General features: G+C 39.0%; 16 protein-coding genes and 1 riboswitch. Of the genes, 9 read left to right on the top strand and 7 right to left on the bottom strand.

The features are described from left to right. Nucleotides 1-38: 38 nt before the first annotated feature. From LG369_RS06695 to gatC, 4 genes are read right to left on the bottom strand one after another with little or no spacing between them, the layout of a single operon-like run. A complete protein-coding gene (locus tag LG369_RS06695; RefSeq protein ID WP_004251919.1) occupies nucleotides 39-431 on the bottom strand; it encodes a hypothetical protein in 393 nt (130 codons plus the stop codon). 50 nt (nucleotides 432-481) lie between these two features. Further along, nucleotides 482-1,927: an Asp-tRNA(Asn)/Glu-tRNA(Gln) amidotransferase subunit GatB gene (gene gatB, locus LG369_RS06690; RefSeq protein WP_225750686.1), complete on the bottom strand. Its 1,446-nt coding sequence runs from the start codon at nucleotides 1,925-1,927 to the stop codon at nucleotides 482-484. Continuing rightward, complete coding sequence (gene gatA, locus LG369_RS06685) at nucleotides 1,927-3,393, bottom strand: Asp-tRNA(Asn)/Glu-tRNA(Gln) amidotransferase subunit GatA (RefSeq protein WP_225750685.1); 1,467 nt, start codon at nucleotides 3,391-3,393, stop codon at nucleotides 1,927-1,929. The genes gatB and gatA overlap by 1 nt, the downstream gene beginning before the upstream one ends. Beyond that, a complete protein-coding gene (gatC, locus tag LG369_RS06680) occupies nucleotides 3,393-3,695 on the bottom strand; it encodes an Asp-tRNA(Asn)/Glu-tRNA(Gln) amidotransferase subunit GatC (protein WP_225750684.1) in 303 nt (100 codons plus the stop codon). The genes gatA and gatC overlap by 1 nt, the downstream gene beginning before the upstream one ends. A gap of 212 nt (nucleotides 3,696-3,907) precedes the next feature. Here gatC and LG369_RS06675 point away from each other — a divergent pair, with 212 nt between their 5' ends. The 3 genes from LG369_RS06675 (at nucleotide 3,908) to LG369_RS06665 (ending at nucleotide 7,062) form a co-directional block, all read left to right on the top strand. Beyond that, nucleotides 3,908-4,582 (top strand): TIGR02206 family membrane protein, encoded by a 675-nt coding sequence (locus tag LG369_RS06675; RefSeq protein ID WP_225750683.1) that lies wholly within the window; start codon nucleotides 3,908-3,910, stop codon nucleotides 4,580-4,582. Between the two features lie 34 nt (nucleotides 4,583-4,616). After that, entirely contained in the window at nucleotides 4,617-5,309 is a 693-nt protein-coding gene (locus tag LG369_RS06670) for a TIGR02206 family membrane protein (protein WP_225750682.1), read from the top strand. 208 nt (nucleotides 5,310-5,517) lie between these two features. Further along, complete coding sequence (locus LG369_RS06665) at nucleotides 5,518-7,062, top strand: peptide chain release factor 3 (protein WP_225750681.1); 1,545 nt, start codon at nucleotides 5,518-5,520, stop codon at nucleotides 7,060-7,062. A 339-nt stretch (nucleotides 7,063-7,401) separates the two neighbouring features. Here LG369_RS06665 and LG369_RS06660 read toward each other — a convergent pair whose 3' ends face one another. From LG369_RS06660 to trkA, 3 genes are all read right to left on the bottom strand, one after another. Next, a complete protein-coding gene (locus tag LG369_RS06660; protein ID WP_225750680.1) occupies nucleotides 7,402-8,106 on the bottom strand; it encodes a CPBP family intramembrane glutamic endopeptidase in 705 nt (234 codons plus the stop codon). 850 nt (nucleotides 8,107-8,956) lie between these two features. After that, a complete protein-coding gene (locus LG369_RS06655) occupies nucleotides 8,957-10,396 on the bottom strand; it encodes a TrkH family potassium uptake protein (RefSeq protein ID WP_225750679.1) in 1,440 nt (479 codons plus the stop codon). Between the two features lie 3 nt (nucleotides 10,397-10,399). Then, nucleotides 10,400-11,749 carry a Trk system potassium transporter TrkA gene (trkA, locus tag LG369_RS06650; RefSeq protein ID WP_225750678.1) on the bottom strand — a complete coding sequence of 450 codons (1,350 nt, stop codon included), beginning with the start codon at nucleotides 11,747-11,749 and terminating at the stop codon, nucleotides 10,400-10,402. A 424-nt stretch (nucleotides 11,750-12,173) separates the two neighbouring features. Between trkA and LG369_RS06645 the strand changes: the two genes are divergently transcribed. The 6 genes from LG369_RS06645 to rplK all read left to right on the top strand — a co-directional run bounded on the left by LG369_RS06645 (nucleotide 12,174) and on the right by rplK (nucleotide 15,879). After that, nucleotides 12,174-12,677, top strand: coding sequence for a tRNA (cytidine(34)-2'-O)-methyltransferase (locus LG369_RS06645; RefSeq protein WP_049494228.1), 504 nt, complete (start codon nucleotides 12,174-12,176; stop codon nucleotides 12,675-12,677). 53 nt (nucleotides 12,678-12,730) lie between these two features. Next, nucleotides 12,731-12,965, top strand: a riboswitch (FMN riboswitch). A 147-nt stretch (nucleotides 12,966-13,112) separates the two neighbouring features. Continuing rightward, nucleotides 13,113-13,676: an ECF transporter S component gene (locus LG369_RS06640; RefSeq protein ID WP_006147956.1), complete on the top strand. Its 564-nt coding sequence runs from the start codon at nucleotides 13,113-13,115 to the stop codon at nucleotides 13,674-13,676. Then, nucleotides 13,666-14,316: a phosphatase PAP2 family protein gene (locus tag LG369_RS06635; protein WP_006147957.1), complete on the top strand. Its 651-nt coding sequence runs from the start codon at nucleotides 13,666-13,668 to the stop codon at nucleotides 14,314-14,316. The genes LG369_RS06640 and LG369_RS06635 overlap by 11 nt, the downstream gene beginning before the upstream one ends. Before the next feature lie 26 nt (nucleotides 14,317-14,342). Further along, the gene (locus LG369_RS06630; RefSeq protein WP_225750677.1) at nucleotides 14,343-14,762 is read left to right on the top strand and encodes a chromosome partitioning protein ParB; all 420 of its coding nucleotides are present in this window, start codon (nucleotides 14,343-14,345) and stop codon (nucleotides 14,760-14,762) included. After that, on the top strand, nucleotides 14,737-15,222 hold the full coding sequence (locus LG369_RS06625; RefSeq protein WP_225750754.1) for a GNAT family N-acetyltransferase: 486 nt from the start codon (nucleotides 14,737-14,739) through the stop codon (nucleotides 15,220-15,222). The genes LG369_RS06630 and LG369_RS06625 overlap by 26 nt, the downstream gene beginning before the upstream one ends. 231 nt (nucleotides 15,223-15,453) lie before the next feature. Then, on the top strand, nucleotides 15,454-15,879 hold the full coding sequence (gene rplK / locus LG369_RS06620) for a 50S ribosomal protein L11 (protein WP_001085808.1): 426 nt from the start codon (nucleotides 15,454-15,456) through the stop codon (nucleotides 15,877-15,879). Nucleotides 15,880-15,939 lie beyond the last annotated feature (60 nt).

The raw sequence follows: 15,939 nt of genomic DNA, 5'->3' as shown, positions 1-15,939 counted from the left end.
CTATGTGAGTACAAAAATAGTTTTTGCTAAATTTATGTCTATAAAGAGTTTTGGAGTTTTATAGTTTTATTTTCAATAAACCACCCTATAATCCAACCAAATACGAGTATATAATTCTCGATAGCACCAATCGCATTAACAGGAGAATGAAATTCAATAAAATTTAACAAATGATTTGTTCCTATTCCTATACCACCAATAATGAGGGCAAGAAGGGCAATTCTCAGGTAAAACCAATCGTACTTAATATTAACGGCAAGAATAATAATTAAGACAGCTAGATTCCAAATTCCAATTTCTCTTTGCCATCCTGCAGAAACACCGTAACCAGAATGCTCTCCCATATATGATGGGAGAAAGATTTGTAGAATAGAAGCACCCAACATGGCGACGATAACTAAAATAAATAGTACTCGTAAAAATTTGTTCATTTATTCTCCTTTCTATTTTTTAGTAGAAAAGTCTATTAGCGAAAGTATATTTACTCGTTCTCTTTCAACTTAGCCAATTCTTGGGCAAGTAGTTTGAGGGCTACTTGTGGGTTGGCTTGTCCTTTAGTCGCTTTCATGAGGAATCCTGTGAAGGCCTTGTCGGCGTTACGTTTTCCTGACTTGAAGTCGGCAACAGCAGCTTCGTTATCGGCAAAGACTTGGTGGATAATTGGAATCAAGATATCTGGATCTGAGATTTGAACTAAACCAGCTTTTTCAACGTATTCACGAGCGCCTCCACCATTTTTAGCAAGGTGGACAAAGACTTTCTTGGCAATCTTAGATGAAATAGTGCCGTCTTCGATGATAGCGATCATTTCTACCAAGTTTTCTGGTGTCAATTCGATTTGTTCCAGTGTCTTGCCTTCGGCATTCAAGAACTGAGCAACTTCGCCTTGGAGCCAGTTAGAGACTTGCTTAGCATCGCCACCAAGTGAAACTGCTTTCTCAAAGAAGTCAGAAGTGACTTTGTTAGCAGTCAACTGGCTAGCATCGTAGTCTGATAATCCAAGTTGAGAGACATAGCGAGCACGGCGCTCTTTTGGAAACTCTGGCAACTCAGTACGCATTTCTTCGATCCATTCATCAGAGATTTCAAAGAGTGGTAGGTCTGGCTCTGGGAAGTAGCGGTAGTCTGCAGCTCCTTCCTTAACACGCATGAGGATAGTAGCTTTATTAGCTTCGTCATAACGGCGAGTTTCTTGGCGGATTTGACCACCTGAACGAAGGATTTCAGCTTGACGTTGGACTTCGTATTCAAGACCCTTACGAACGTTTGAGAAGGAGTTGAGGTTTTTCAACTCTGTCTTGGTACCGAATTTCTCTTGACCATAAGGGCGAAGGGAGATGTTGGCATCCACACGCATAGAACCTTCTTCCATCTTAACGTCAGAAATGCCAGCATATTGGATCACTTCCTTGAGGGCTGTTAGATAAGCGTAGGCTTCTTCTGGTGAACGCATGTCTGCTTCAGATACGATTTCAATCAAAGGCACCCCTTGACGGTTGAGGTCAACATAAGAGTAACCATCTGTACCATGCGTGTTTTTACCAGCGTCTTCTTCTAGGTGGGCGCGTTCAATCCCAATTTTCTTAGTTGTACCGTCTTCTAGCTCCACTTCAATCCAGCCGTTGTAACCGATTGGCTCATCAAACTGAGAAATTTGGTAGGCTTTAGGATTATCTGGATAGAAGTAGTTCTTACGGTCAAAGTGCATCTTCTTATGGATGTCCATGTTAAGAGCGAGTGCAGCCTTGATACCAGCATCGACAACGCCTTTATTGAGAACTGGTAGTACTCCAGGGAAAGACCAGTCAATCACGTTTGTATTGGCATTTTGGTCATTTCCAAAGTGGGCAGAAGTAGGTGAGAAGATTTTTGAATTGGTGTTGAGCTCTACGTGGACTTCAAGTCCAATGACTGTTTCAAAGTTCATTAGTTATCACCTCCAAAAATCACGGGTTGTTGTTTGTGGTAATCTGTTGTTGCTTCAAACGCAGCAGCAGCTTGATAAATAGTCTCTTCTGAGTATTTAGGACCAATCAATTGGAGTCCTACTGGTAGACCTTGAACAAATCCAGCAGGAAGCGAAATCCCTGGTAGACCAGCCAAATTGACAGGAATTGTCAAGAGGTCAGCCAAGTACATAGCAACTGGATCATGGTTGAGTGAATCCAAGTCGTAGGCAACGCTAGGAGCAGTTGGTCCCAAAATCAAGTCATAGTCCGCAAAGACGTTTTCGAAATCTTGGATGATAAGGGTGCGAACTTGTCCAGCCTTCTTGTAGTAGGCATCGTAGTAACCTGATGAAAGACTGAAAGTACCAAGCATGATACGACGTTTCACCTCTTCACCGAAACCTTGACTGCGGCTGTTTACATAGATTTCATCAAGATTAGTTGCATCTTCTGCACGGTAGCCGTAACGAATACCGTCAAAACGTTGCAAGTTTGAGGATGCTTCTGATGAAGCGATGATGTAGTAAACCGCAACCCCGTATTTAGAGTGGGGAAGGCTAACTTCTTCGACGATAGCACCAAGCTTTTCAAAGTGCTTAGCAGCATTCAGAATGGCCTCCTTAACCTCTGGATCAATCCCTTCACCAAGATATTCCTTAGGCAAAGCAATTTTCATGCCCTTGATGTCTTGACCGATTTTTGAAGTAAAGTCGGCAATGCGGACTGGAGCAGAAGTCGAGTCTTTGGCATCTTCGCTAGCAATAGCATTGAGCAAGAGGGCATTTTCCTTAACAGTTGGTGCAAAAGGACCAATTTGGTCTAATGAGCTACCAAAGGCAATGAGACCGAAACGTGAAACTGTTCCGTAGGTTGGTTTGAGACCAACAATCCCGTTAAAGGCAGCAGGTTGGCGGATAGAACCACCAGTATCAGAACCAAGTGATAAACGGACTTGTCCAGAAGCTACAGCTGCAGCAGAACCACTTGATGATCCACCAGGAACCTTGCTGTGGTCCCAAGCATTTTTGGTTGCGCCGTAGTAAGAAGTCTCACCTGATCCACCCATGGCAAATTCGTCCATGTTGGTTTTCCCAACGACAATCATGCCCTTGGATTTTGCATTCGCAACAGCTGTGGCATCAAAGATAGGTTCGTAGTTATAGAGCATTTTTGAAGCTGCTGTTGTTAAGAGACCATCTGTAGAAATGTTGTCCTTAACAGCTAGCGGAATTCCAGAAAGAACATTGTCAGCATCGATTTCAGCTTCATCAATAGCTTTAGCCTGAGCAAGAGCTTGATCTTCAGCGATTGTAACAAAAGAATTGAGGGTTTCCTCACGAGATTTGATATCTTCAAGCGTTGCTTGAGTCAGTTCAGTTGCAGAAATTTCCTTAGAGACAAGGAGATTGTGCAACTCTTCAATGGTTTTATTGTTAAAAGTCATTAGGCATCTCCTCCATCATCTAGGATAGCTGGCACCTTGATATAGTAGTTATCTTTTTCAGGTACATTTTTAAACAAGCGGTCACGGTCTGTTCCTTCTTCGGCCACATCAGGTCGGAGAACAGTTTTACGGTCAGCCATCGTTGTAGTAGGTGCAACACCAGTAGTGTCGACTTCACTAAGCAATTCGACCATATCAACAATTTTTGAGAGTGTTGTCGCAAATGCAGCAGTGTCTTCTTCTGAGAATTTTAATTTTGAAAGATTGGCAACGTGAGTTACCTCTTCTTGCGTAATTTTCATCGGATATCCTTTCGTGAAATGATGATTCTTTATCTGTTCTATTTTACCATATTTTCCTATAAATAAGGCAAGCCAAGCTAAAAAGAAACAGAAATTGAAAAATACTTTTTATTTCGATATAATGGTTGAAATTAGAAGAAAGAATAACAGTCGTTTCTAGTTGGTAAAAAGGATGTAGCATTGACTCAACTAGAGCACGTTAAGGATGACATATGACAATTTGGGAGTTGCTTTTTACCAGTAAAAAGACAGTTCCTCCTCATTTGGGAGCCTGGTACTTTTTATTACCTACTTCTTTGGTAATTATAGCTGTTTTATCGATTCGTTTCGCATCATCTAAAGGTTACAGAAACTTTTGGTATTGGGGACAATTGATTCAGTTGCTCATTATCAACGCTTGGTATATTGCTGCACGTCTGCCCCTATCTGAAGCTCTCCCTTTTTACCATAGTCGCATGGCTATGTGGATGATTCTTTTTGCTCCTAACAAGACCTTTTTCAAGCAATATTTTGCCTTAGTGGGAGTTTTTGGTTCTATCATGGCCTTGGTTTATCCAGTCTTTTATCCTTTTCCTTTCCCTCATGTTTCGTCTGTGAACAATGTTTTCGGACACTGGGCCCTCTTGGCTAACTGCTTGATTTATCTTGTTAGATATTATAAAGTTGAAAAAGGGGATACTTGGAAAATATGTCAGATGACTTTTGGGGTTAATGCCATTATCTTGATAGCCAACCTCTTGACAGGAGGAAATTATGGCTTTATGAGCAAGCCACCTGTGATTGGAGATCATGGTAGTTTGCTTAACTATTTGATAGTGACCAGTTTGATGACAGGTATTCTCATCCTTATCAATCAACTCGTTAAATATAAACATAAGAATAGTTAATATACAACTGAATTCGTTACCTTAAGGAGATTTTATGCATCATTTTATTACAAGAACCCAAACGACGCCACCGCCTATTCCAATTTTTTGGTACGGTGTCATGATAGGACTTCTTGCCTTGTCTATTTATGCTTCTCTTACTTACTACAAAAATCCCAAATTTGTTCGATTGTTTAAGTGGATTCAAATAGCGCAACTGCTAGCGCTCTATACTTGGTATATTGGATTTGGGATTCCGTTTTCGAACAGCTTGCCTCTTTACCATTGTCGTTTGGCCATGTTCGCGGTTGTTTTCTTACCTGACAAATGGAAAATCAAGCAGTATTTTGCTCTTTTGGGAGCCAGCGGCGCAGTGTTTGCTTTGGGTTATCCCGTTTTTGATCCCTATGACTTTCCGCATATTACCAGTTTTTCTTTCCTGATTGGCCATTATGCCCTCTTGGTCAATTCCCTGGTCTATCTCATGAATCACTACGATAAGACCTTGCTGAAAAAGTATCGAATTATTGCCTACACTTTTATTCTCAACCTTTTCCTAGTTGGGGTCAATCAAGTAACAGGTGGGAATTACGGACTCTTGAATACGACGCCGTTTATTCCAAATGCCCCTATATGGATAAAGTATCTTCTGGTTTCAATCATTCTATCTGCAGCCCTAGTATTTTTTGATATCTTGTTTAAGAAACGTTGGGAAAAGAAAATTGCTCTAGAAAAAATTAAATTTTGAAGAGATTGTAACTAGCGATACAAAATAAATAATGAATAAAGAATCTGAAGAGCAGGTCTACTATCTTGACCTGCTTTTTCTTGTGTAAGCAATTGAAAAACTCTCTAAAATCCGATATAATGGAGTGTTGAAAGGAATGTTAGGGTCCGATGTAATAAAGAGTGATTATAAATTAAAATAATTAAAAAAGTAGAAAGAAAGAGAAGTTATGAGTATTCAAGAAGAAATTAAGAAACGCCGTACCTTTGCCATCATCTCTCACCCGGACGCGGGGAAAACAACCATTACTGAGCAATTGCTCTATTTTGGGGGAGAGATTCGTGAGGCAGGTACTGTAAAAGGGAAGAAAACTGGAAACTTTGCTAAGTCAGACTGGATGGATATCGAGAAACAACGTGGGATTTCAGTCACTTCATCTGTTATGCAGTTTGACTACGATGGGAAACGGGTAAACATCCTAGACACTCCAGGACACGAGGACTTTTCAGAAGATACCTATCGTACCTTGATGGCGGTGGATGCTGCGGTCATGGTAGTAGACTCTGCCAAGGGTATCGAGGCCCAAACCAAGAAATTGTTTGAGGTTGTCAAACACCGCGGGATTCCAGTCTTTACCTTTATGAACAAGCTGGACCGTGACGGTCGTGAACCACTAGATCTCTTGCAAGAATTGGAAGAAGTCTTGGGAATTGCGAGTTACCCAATGAACTGGCCGATTGGGATGGGGAAAGCCTTTGAAGGACTTTATGACCTTTATAACCAACGTCTGGAACTTTATAAAGGGGATGAACGTTTTGCCAGCCTAGAAGATGGCGATAAACTCTTTGCTAGCAACCCTTTCTATGAGCAAGTGAAAGATGATATTGAGCTTTTGAATGAAGCAGGAAATGAATTCTCAGAGGAAGCCATTCTTGCAGGTGATTTGACACCAGTCTTCTTTGGCTCGGCCTTGACTAATTTTGGGGTGCAGACCTTCCTTGAGACCTTCCTCAAGTTTGCTCCAGAACCTCATGGACACAAGAAAACAGACGGAGAAATTGTTGATCCTTATGATAAGGACTTCTCAGGATTTGTCTTTAAAATTCAAGCCAACATGGACCCTCGACACCGTGACCGCATCGCATTTGTTCGTATTGTATCGGGTGAATTTGAGCGCGGTATGAGTGTCAATTTGCCTTGTACTGGTAAGGGAGCTAAACTTTCTAATGTCACCCAATTTATGGCGGAAAGTCGTGAAAATGTGACCAATGCCGTAGCAGGAGATATCATCGGAGTTTATGATACAGGGACCTACCAGGTTGGAGATACGCTAACTGTTGGGAAGAACAAGTTTGAGTTTGAACCACTACCAACCTTCACACCTGAGATTTTCATGAAGGTTTCGCCTAAAAACGTCATGAAACAGAAATCATTCCACAAGGGAATGGAACAGTTGGTACAAGAAGGAGCCATTCAGCTTTATAAGAATTACCAAACAGGTGAGTATATGCTAGGTGCTGTTGGACAACTCCAGTTCGAAGTCTTTAAACACCGTATGGAAGGCGAGTATAACGCTGAAGTTGTCATGACTCCAATGGGTAAAAAGACCGTTCGCTGGATCAAACCAGAAGACTTAGATGAGCGCATGTCTTCAAGTAGAAACATTCTGGCCAAAGACCGCTTTGACCAGCCTGTCTTTCTCTTTGAAAACGACTTTGCCCTTCGCTGGTTTGCAGATAAATATCCAGACGTGGAGTTGGAAGAAAAAATGTAATTCAGTAAGTCTACTTGATTGCAAAGCAATCTAAGTAGACTACGGCAAGTCCTATAAGACTTGCCTAACTGCCTTACTAACTTAGTTTTACAAATGGAATCGATTTGTAAAACTAAGTGTCGTAATCTAATAAACGGTAACCGCTATGGAAGTTTATCTAAACGCTTTACTAGGAAAAATCCACGAATGGTATCGATTCGTGGATTTTTTCGTCGTAATAGTTAGAAAGTAGTCTAGCTACCTGCCTCACTAACTTAGTTTGGAATCACTCAAAGAATAAATAAAAAGACTAGAAATTAAATAGATTTCTAGTCTTTTTATTAGTAGTGGAACTTCTATTTATTGAAAAGCATCTATACCAACAACCTTGATAAGGAATGTAAGGAGGATAAGCAATAGAATGCTGACTCCATTATTCACTAGGTGCAGTAAGATAGACATCTCTAGACGTTTGGTGCGATAAGCAGTCCAAGTTAGGACTGCAGACATCCAGCCATATATCAAGAAAGAAGGAAGATTATTTGGTATATGGGCTATAGTGAAGAGAAACCAACCGAAAATATATCCAATTTTCTCGTATCCTTCGAAGAGTTTAGTAGGGATGATACCTCGACAGATAACTTCCTCACAAATAGGTGCCACTATTGCAACCACGAAAATGCTGGAAATTAGAGAGCTTTCTGACATGATGCTATTGATAGCCTCTTGATTCGAAGTAGTTGTTTGCTTCAGAAGTTGTAACCAAATCGCACCAATCAGATTTCCTGTGACAATGGCTACATAACTAAGAGCAATTCGAGGGGCGTCATTAATAGTAAAGAGTTTTGATTTTAGATTTAATAACTTACTTTTGTGAGCACCATATAAAAAGAGTGTAACAACAGCAGTAGAGACAAGTCCCACTATTAGAGATGACCAGATAGATCCAAGTTGAGTTTTTTGAAGTAACATTAAAGTTACGATAGGAACTTGCGATAGGCACATAGCGACAAGAAAGATTCCTAGCCAAATCAATCGTTTACGATAATCTTTAAAAAAATTCATTCATATATCTCCTAAAAAATTTATTTCATTATAGCATACTTCTGACAGGAATTCTATTAACTACCAGAACATAAGTGTAGATAAAACAAGTAAGATATTTCGAATTAAATGACTATAGAAGGATAAATCTTGTCTTAAGGTTTTAGGAAATAAAAAGTTTAGAAAGCTGACTCCCAAAAGGATATAAAAACTGACAGAAAATATGGTTAAAGGATTGTGCAGAAAAAATAAACTAAGAAAGATAAGGGTTGTTAACCTGCCTGTCTTTTTATGAGTTGGTAATTTTCTCCATTTGTTTAACGGCAGAAAGGTAGCAATATCAAGTCCGAAAAGGAAAAAGAAAGAGATGAGTAACAAGTCAACGATTTCTTTTTGTAGTAGAGTGTCAGTGCTTATACTTTCAAATAAAATAAAACAGACTCCAGCAACGTTAATGATAACCATGCTGCTATACAATAAAAAGAAGGATCGACTACGATTATGTAGTTGACTTTTTACATGATTATGACCTGAAAGATAGTGGATAAATGTACAGATACCTGCTAAAAATAGTAAGAGAAGTAAAAAGTAAAAGCAGGATTGTTTGAGTGTTAAAGCAATACCAGGCCAAACTAAGCAACTACAGCAACCTAAATATACCAAGGAAATCAATAAAAGAAGTTGGATTGATTTGTTCATTTTTTCCATATAAAACCCCCACGTTTTTTAAAAATTATAACTAAAATGTTTCATGAAAAATCATCTTTTTCCAAAGTGTTATTTTTTGACTCTCAACTGTCTTTTAAAAATCTTATCAACAGAAAAAAACATCCCTCATTTTTGAGGGATGTGCTTTTTGATAATAACATTGTTAACGCTTAGACCAGGTTCGCTTCATAAAGAGTAGGATGATTGGATAAATTTCAAGACGTCCTGCAATCATTGCAAAGGATAGGAGGAGTTTTGAAAATGGACTAAATATTGAAAAACTTGCAGTTGTTCCGAGAATTGGGCCGATATTGTTAAAGCAACTAAAAACGGCACTTGTAACAATCATTAAATTGTTAGCATCTAAACTGATAATGAACATTAAGCTGAGTAGAATTATAATGTAAACTACAAAGTACTTGAGAATCTTGTGTTGGGTGTCCTTGTCGACTACCGTTTGATTAACATGGAGAGTTAAAACACGGTGAGGGGATATGGTAGACAAAAATTGATTTTTAGCAATTTTAGCTAGAATAACTCCACGCATCACTTTGAGACCACCAGCAGTAGATCCAGCAGAACCACCAATGGCCATCAGCATCAGTAGGATATACTGAGAAAATAAAGGCCAATTGGTTATGTTTCCGTAACCGAAACCAGTTGTCGTAATGATATTAGAAACTTGGAAGAAGGCCATCTCAAAACTTTGTGAAACGCCACTATAAAGGTGAAGTGTATTGAGAGTAATTAAGCCGGTAGAAACAACGACAATCAAGAGATAAGCACGAAGCTCCTCATCGAAAAAGAATTCCTTGACTCGACGAAGCATGAGATAGTAGTAGAGGTTGAAATTGACACCAAACATCAAGACCCCAACACTCGTCAGATAGGTAATGAGAGAACTATTATAGTGGGCGATTCCATCATTGTAAACAGTGAAACCACCAGTCCCAGCAGTTCCCATAGCGATGACAAAACTATCGTAGAGTGGCATACCGGCAAGATAATAAATCACTACAAAGAGGGCGAACATTGCCAGATATAGGATGTAGAGGATTTGTGCTGTATTTTTTAGCTTAGATACCACCTTACCAAATACTGGTCCAGGGACCTCGGCCTTCATAACCTCTAAGTGGCTGTTTTTAGCATTGTCCATAATAGCTAGGGCAAAAACTAGCACCCCCATACCTCCAATGAGGTGGGTAAAGCTCCGCCAAAATAGAAGAGAACGGCTTAAGACAGAAACGTCATTTAAGATAGTTGCTCCCGTAGTAGTGAAGCCGGAACTAGTTTCGAAGAAGGCATCGATAAAATTGGGGATTTGACCTGAAAAGACAAAGGGAAGGGAGCCAAAGAAAGACCAGAGGATCCAACATAGGGCAACAATTAAGACTCCTTCTTTGGCATAGATACGTTGTTTTTTAGGTTTTTTGATGATTCCGAGAAGACCTAGGACAACAAGAATCCTGATGGTAGAGAAAAGAGCTGTAAAAACTTGATTAGATTCTCGATAGTAGAGAGCAATACCAACCGGAACTAAAAGTAGCCCAGCTTCAATCAAGAGTAGCTTTGCAAGAAGAAAGCGTACCATACTTCTATTCATAGCTTACCTCTCTAACAAATCATAAATCTTGGTGATATTTGAAAGCAAAGTGATAACCACTAGCTTATCACCGACCTGGAGGGTATCTTCTCCTGTTGGGAAGATCGTTTTTCCATTGCGGATAATAGCAGCAATCAAGATATCCTTTTTGAGCTTCAATTGAGATAAAGGCTTGCCAGTCATTTTATTGGCTTCCTTGATCAGGAATTGAAGAGTTTCTACCTGTCCATTTGCTAGATGGTGCATAGCTTGAAGGTCAGAATATTGCGCATTTACACGACCATGGATAAAGTGCATGATGGTATCAACAGCGATTGTTTTAGGGGTGATGATACTTGAGAAATCTGTTGCGTGGATAATTTCTAATAAGCTAGTGCGGTTTACTTTGGTAATATTTTTCTGAACACCTATGTTATCCAAAAACATAGAGGTAATGATATTTTCCTCGTCGACTCCTGTCAAAGTGGCAACAGCATCATAGTTTTGTGCACTTTCTTCTAAGAGGGTGTCCTTAGTTGTTCCATCACCTTGGACTATATAGAGTTTAGGGAATTTTTCGCTGAAAAAGGCAGCTCTTTCAGGATTGACCTCAATAACCTTGGTATCGATACGACTGTCTTTTAACATACCTAAGAGATAGTAAGCAATTTTCCCAGCTCCTATGATGAGTAAACTCTTAACAACTCTGGACTTAATATAGTTGTGGAAGAGCATCATATCGACACGATGTCCTGTCACAAAGATACGGTCTTTATCTTCTAAAATCATATCTCCACTAGGAATCATGAGTTTGTGGTCGCGTTCGATAGCACAGACAATAACATTACCAAACTTTTTACGGAAATCAGCAATAGACATCTGACAAATATTACTGAAATTTCGTACCTTGAATTCCATTAAGCTGACTAATCCACCTGCAAAACGCTCAACAGAAAGAGCATTTGGGAAGTCTATAATATTAGCGATAGCACGAGCTGCTAGGAGTTCAGGGTTTACAATGAGTGAAAATCCAAGAATATTTTTTTCTTTAAAGTAAGGGTTGGAATATTCAGGATTTCGTACACGAACAATGGTTTCCTTTGCTCCCATTTTTTTGGCTAAAACAGCCGAAACCATATTGACCTCGTCGTATTGAGTCATGGCAATGAAAATATCACAATCTTGAACATTGGCTGCTTCTAACATAGCAAAGTCAGCTCCGTTACCTGCGATTCCCATAATATCAAAACGGCTAGTCAAGTATTTTAGAACAGTTTCGTTCTGTTCAATTAAAACAACATCATGGTTGTCAGCAACAAGTGAACGACAGAGGGCGGAACCTACTTTTCCCCCTCCGACAAGAATAATCTTCATAGTTAGTTAACCTACTTTTTCAATATGTCTCTATCATACCTTTTTTTAGAAAAAAATGCACTCAACAACCGACTGCTTCCTTCTTTAATAAAGGGATTAGGGGAATTCGAATAAATATTTTGCTTTAAACATTGTATGTTTATGAAAAAACTTGTTCCGAAAATTCTTAATCAATGTAAATTCTATGATATTGCTTGCTGAAAGTTGAAATTTTAACTTTTGTAAATATGCTTGTAAAAAAAATGAAAAAATCAAGTCATTTCTATTGACAATCAGGCTGAAAGTGTTATACTAAAAAAGTAGTTTCGCTGATTTACTTCAAACCTGTTGTGAGGTAAGTTAACGATGCCTTAACCACGCTGTTTGCTGAGCTTGACTCCGGGCAGTGTGGCTATTTTTTTGCACTAGTGAGAGGAAGCAAGGCATGGCCAATCATATTGTATTGTTTGAACCACAAATTCCACAAAATACGGGAAATATTGCACGAACCTGTGCGGCGACGAATGCGCCCCTTCATATTATCAAACCGATGGGCTTTCCGATTGATGATCGTAAAATGAAGCGAGCAGGGCTAGACTATTGGGACAAACTTGAGATCTATTTTTATGATAGTTTAGATGAATTTATGAAAAAAATGGATGGTCAACTCTACTTGATTTCCAAGTTTGCAGAAAAGGTCTATTCAGATGCTGACTTCACGATAGAAGGAAACCATTATTTTCTTTTTGGACGTGAAGATAAAGGTTTGCCTGAGGAATTTATGCGGGAACATCCGGAAAAAGCTCTCAGAATTCCTATGAATGATGAACATGTCCGTAGTCTCAATGTATCCAATACTGTATGTATGATAGTCTATGAGGCCCTTCGTCAACAAAATTTTGCGGGTCTCGAACTGGTTCATACTTACGAAACGGATAAGTTGAAATAGATACTGAGAAGAGATAAAATGCTTGCGCTTGCAAGCTTTTTTTGTTATCATAAAAAGGTCTTCAGGGCAGGGTGTAATTCCCGACCGGCGGTGACTTTTACTCGGAAATGTTCTTTTCCTTTTATACTTTGTTGCCAAGCTTTGCCTAACCAAAAGTTATGCCTACAGCTTGTCGCCTAGTCTAAAAGAAAAATCTCCATTTCCTTACTCTAAAAGAAGTCCGCGAGCGCAAGCTGATGTGGTGAGATTCCACAACCGACAGTATAGTCTGGATGGGAGAAGACGAAAGGATAGCTTTGTCTATTCTGCTTCATTATAATAGAAATAAAACCAGTTTCTTTGTAAGCTTAGGTTATTTTTGAGATAGTTAAGAGAGTAGATAGAGAGAAACTTTCCAACTTCTTCTGATTTTATAGAAAATTGGAGGAACCTGTTATGACAAACACACGTCGACTTTCGACCATTGCAATTTTATCAGCACTTTCATTTGTGTTGATGTACTTTGACTTTCCGCTTCTACCGGCAGCAGCCTTTTTAAGGATTGAGTTCAGTATCTTACCAGTTCTTGTAGGTTTGGTAGTCTTGGATTTACCAGCTGCTTTAGGAGTACTATTCCTTCGGTCCTTGCTGAAAATCCTTCTGAACAACCAAGGAGTTAGTACCTATATTGGTTTGCCGATGAATATCGTAGCCTTAGGAGTCTTTGTTCTTGCTTTTGGTCTGATTTGGAAAAAAGAGCGTACAACCATGCGTTTTGTCCTAGCTTCATTAGCAGGGACGATTGGTCTTACTTTAGCCATGTTAGTTCTAAACTACGTTTATGCTGTACCTTTGTACGCAAAATTTGCTAACTTCGATATAGAGAACATTCTAGGACTTAGTAATTACTTGTTGGCAATGGTCTTACCATTTAATTTGATTGAAGGAGTCATCTTTGCCATCTCATTCTGGTTATTATTTGTCCTCTTGAAACCAACTTTGAAATACTATGAAAGATAAACAAACATATTTAACAAAGGGCTCTTTTGCCCTTTTACTATTTGTAATTCTGGGTTATGTCGTTAAGTTTTATCCAGAACAATTGATACCATTTGATTCGTCTATCCAGACAGCAATCCGTGGAGATTTACCAGCTATATTGACAACTATCTTTCGAGGGATTACTCGTCTGATTGACTTACCAATCGTTATTTCTTGGGCAATTCTATTGACTGTTATTTTTTATCTGAAAAAGTGGAAGTCAGAAAGCCTTTTAGTAGCTGGCAATCTTAGTTTGGCTGGAATTTTAATTGTGTCCTTAAAATACATCTATCAACGTCCCCGACCTGAAATTTTACACTTGGTCGAAGAAGAGGGCTTTTCTTTCCCTAGTGGTCACTCGCTAGCAGTAACCCTCCTAATCGGTTCTCTAATTATCATTGTGGGACAGAGAGTGAAAGATAGGACTGTAAAGCTCATTCTCCAGATTTTACTGGGAATCTATCTAGTAAGTGTAATCATTTCCAGAGTCTATCTGGGAGTTCATTACCCATCAGATGTTCTTGCCAGTCTCTGTCTGGGTCTTGGAATTCTATTCATTGAATTTCCATTTTATGACAAACTTCGCTTTCAATGGCGCTTTACAGGCAAACAAAAGTAGATATTAACTCTTCTTGAGGAGAAAAAATGGAAGTCAAGATAAAAAATCTTCATCCAACTCAACTATACTTATCAGAAAAGAAGTTGCAAGATATCCAGATGCTTTATCAGTCGGCTGAAATCATCAATATGGATCCAATCAGTGTTCTTGCATTTGGAGATCGCTTGCTGATTACAGATGGGCATCACAGAGCTTACCAAGCTTTGTTAGCAGGTCGGGATACGATTTCTGCTGAGTGGGATAAAGATGGTGGTGATGAACTATATCATCTCTATGCACAAGCTTGTGAGGAAAGAAAGATTTACTCTGTTCTGGATTTAAAAAATCATATCTTAGCCCAAGATGAGTATGAAGCAAAATGGTACAACTGGTGTGATGGTTTTAATCAAGCAGCGGAGCTAGTATTAGGAGTAGAAAATGATGACAAAAATCATTCAGATAGATGATTTCCTACGTCTAGTTCCTTATTTTTTAGCAGATCATCAGGATGCAGCTTTGGCCTGGTATCAAGATGTGGATTTGGTTGAATTTGTAGATGGAGTCAGAAGCCCCTATAATGTAGAAAAATTGAATGCTATGTATTCCTATTTAGAAAAACACGGGGATTTGTTTTGGATTGAGTTTAGAGAAAAGGGAGAGTGGTTTCCAATTGGGGATGTAACCTTATCTCAGGAGAATCTTCCTATTGTGATTGGCAATCCGACTTATCAACATCAAGGAATTGGACGCAAGGTATTGAAGACTTTGATTGATCTAGCTCGGAAAAAGGGTTGGAAACAATTGAAAGTTCAAGAAATCTATGATTTCAATTATGCCTCCAGACGATGTTTTGAGTCCCTTGGATTTGTGGAAAGTGGAAGTACTGAAAAAGGGAAAAGCCTGCTCTTAAAACTGGATTCCTACTAAACTTTATTATTTCTTATAATCGCTCAAAACAGAGCGGTTTTTTGTTTGTAGTTCAGAACTCTTTCACGAAAGAAATAATAGCCAAATTCAGTAATAAAATTTCTCTAAAAATAGAATTTTTCTCTTGCATTTGAGATAGATTAGTGTATAATAGTAGGGTATGTGTAAAACATACTTGTGGGAGGTAAAAATCTCTAAATTACCGCCAAAACCACAAAGGAGGATTTAAAAATGGCTAAAAAAGTCGAAAAACTTGTAAAATTGCAAATCCCTGCTGGTAAAGCTACACCAGCTCCACCGGTTGGACCTGCTCTTGGTCAAGCTGGTATCAACATCATGGGATTCACAAAAGAGTTCAACGCTCGTACAGCTGATCAAGCTGGTATGATCATTCCAGTTGTTATCTCAGTATACGAAGATAAATCATTTACTTTCGTTACTAAAACACCACCAGCTGCTGTTCTTTTGAAAAAAGCTGCAGGTGTTGAAAAAGGATCAGGTACACCTAACAAAACTAAAGTTGCTACAGTTACTCGTGCACAAGTACAAGAAATTGCAGAAACTAAGATGCCAGATTTGAACGCTGCAAACATTGAGTCTGCAATGCGTATGATCGAAGGTACTGCTCGTTCTATGGGATTCACTGTTGTTGACTAATCAATAACTTCCCTATATAACCCGCAAGACTTCATCATTTCGAGAAGTGACGTGGGAGAT

The sequence above is a fragment of the Streptococcus sp. Marseille-Q4154 genome, from assembly GCF_916700545.1.
GTDB lineage: Bacteria > Bacillota > Bacilli > Lactobacillales > Streptococcaceae > Streptococcus > Streptococcus infantis_I.
The sequence above is the reverse complement of the archived record's forward strand: the minus strand, read 5'-3'. Positions and strand labels throughout refer to the sequence as shown.

Excerpts from the sequence above, each read along its gene's own strand:
- LG369_RS06695 (WP_004251919.1), bottom strand. The coding sequence starts at position 431 with ATGAACAAATTTTTACGAGTACTATTTATTTTAGTTATCGTCGCCATG.
- gatB (WP_225750686.1), bottom strand. The coding sequence starts at position 1,927 with ATGAACTTTGAAACAGTCATTGGACTTGAAGTCCACGTAGAGCTCAAC.
- gatA (WP_225750685.1), bottom strand. The coding sequence starts at position 3,393 with ATGACTTTTAACAATAAAACCATTGAAGAGTTGCACAATCTCCTTGTC.
- gatC (WP_225750684.1), bottom strand. The coding sequence starts at position 3,695 with ATGAAAATTACGCAAGAAGAGGTAACTCACGTTGCCAATCTTTCAAAA.
- LG369_RS06675 (WP_225750683.1), top strand. The coding sequence starts at position 3,908 with ATGACAATTTGGGAGTTGCTTTTTACCAGTAAAAAGACAGTTCCTCCT.
- LG369_RS06670 (WP_225750682.1), top strand. The coding sequence starts at position 4,617 with ATGCATCATTTTATTACAAGAACCCAAACGACGCCACCGCCTATTCCA.
- LG369_RS06665 (WP_225750681.1), top strand. The coding sequence starts at position 5,518 with ATGAGTATTCAAGAAGAAATTAAGAAACGCCGTACCTTTGCCATCATC.
- LG369_RS06660 (WP_225750680.1), bottom strand. The coding sequence starts at position 8,106 with ATGAATTTTTTTAAAGATTATCGTAAACGATTGATTTGGCTAGGAATC.
- LG369_RS06655 (WP_225750679.1), bottom strand. The coding sequence starts at position 10,396 with ATGAATAGAAGTATGGTACGCTTTCTTCTTGCAAAGCTACTCTTGATT.
- trkA (WP_225750678.1), bottom strand. The coding sequence starts at position 11,749 with ATGAAGATTATTCTTGTCGGAGGGGGAAAAGTAGGTTCCGCCCTCTGT.
- LG369_RS06645 (WP_049494228.1), top strand. The coding sequence starts at position 12,174 with ATGGCCAATCATATTGTATTGTTTGAACCACAAATTCCACAAAATACG.
- LG369_RS06640 (WP_006147956.1), top strand. The coding sequence starts at position 13,113 with ATGACAAACACACGTCGACTTTCGACCATTGCAATTTTATCAGCACTT.
- LG369_RS06635 (WP_006147957.1), top strand. The coding sequence starts at position 13,666 with ATGAAAGATAAACAAACATATTTAACAAAGGGCTCTTTTGCCCTTTTA.
- LG369_RS06630 (WP_225750677.1), top strand. The coding sequence starts at position 14,343 with ATGGAAGTCAAGATAAAAAATCTTCATCCAACTCAACTATACTTATCA.
- LG369_RS06625 (WP_225750754.1), top strand. The coding sequence starts at position 14,737 with ATGACAAAAATCATTCAGATAGATGATTTCCTACGTCTAGTTCCTTAT.
- rplK (WP_001085808.1), top strand. The coding sequence starts at position 15,454 with ATGGCTAAAAAAGTCGAAAAACTTGTAAAATTGCAAATCCCTGCTGGT.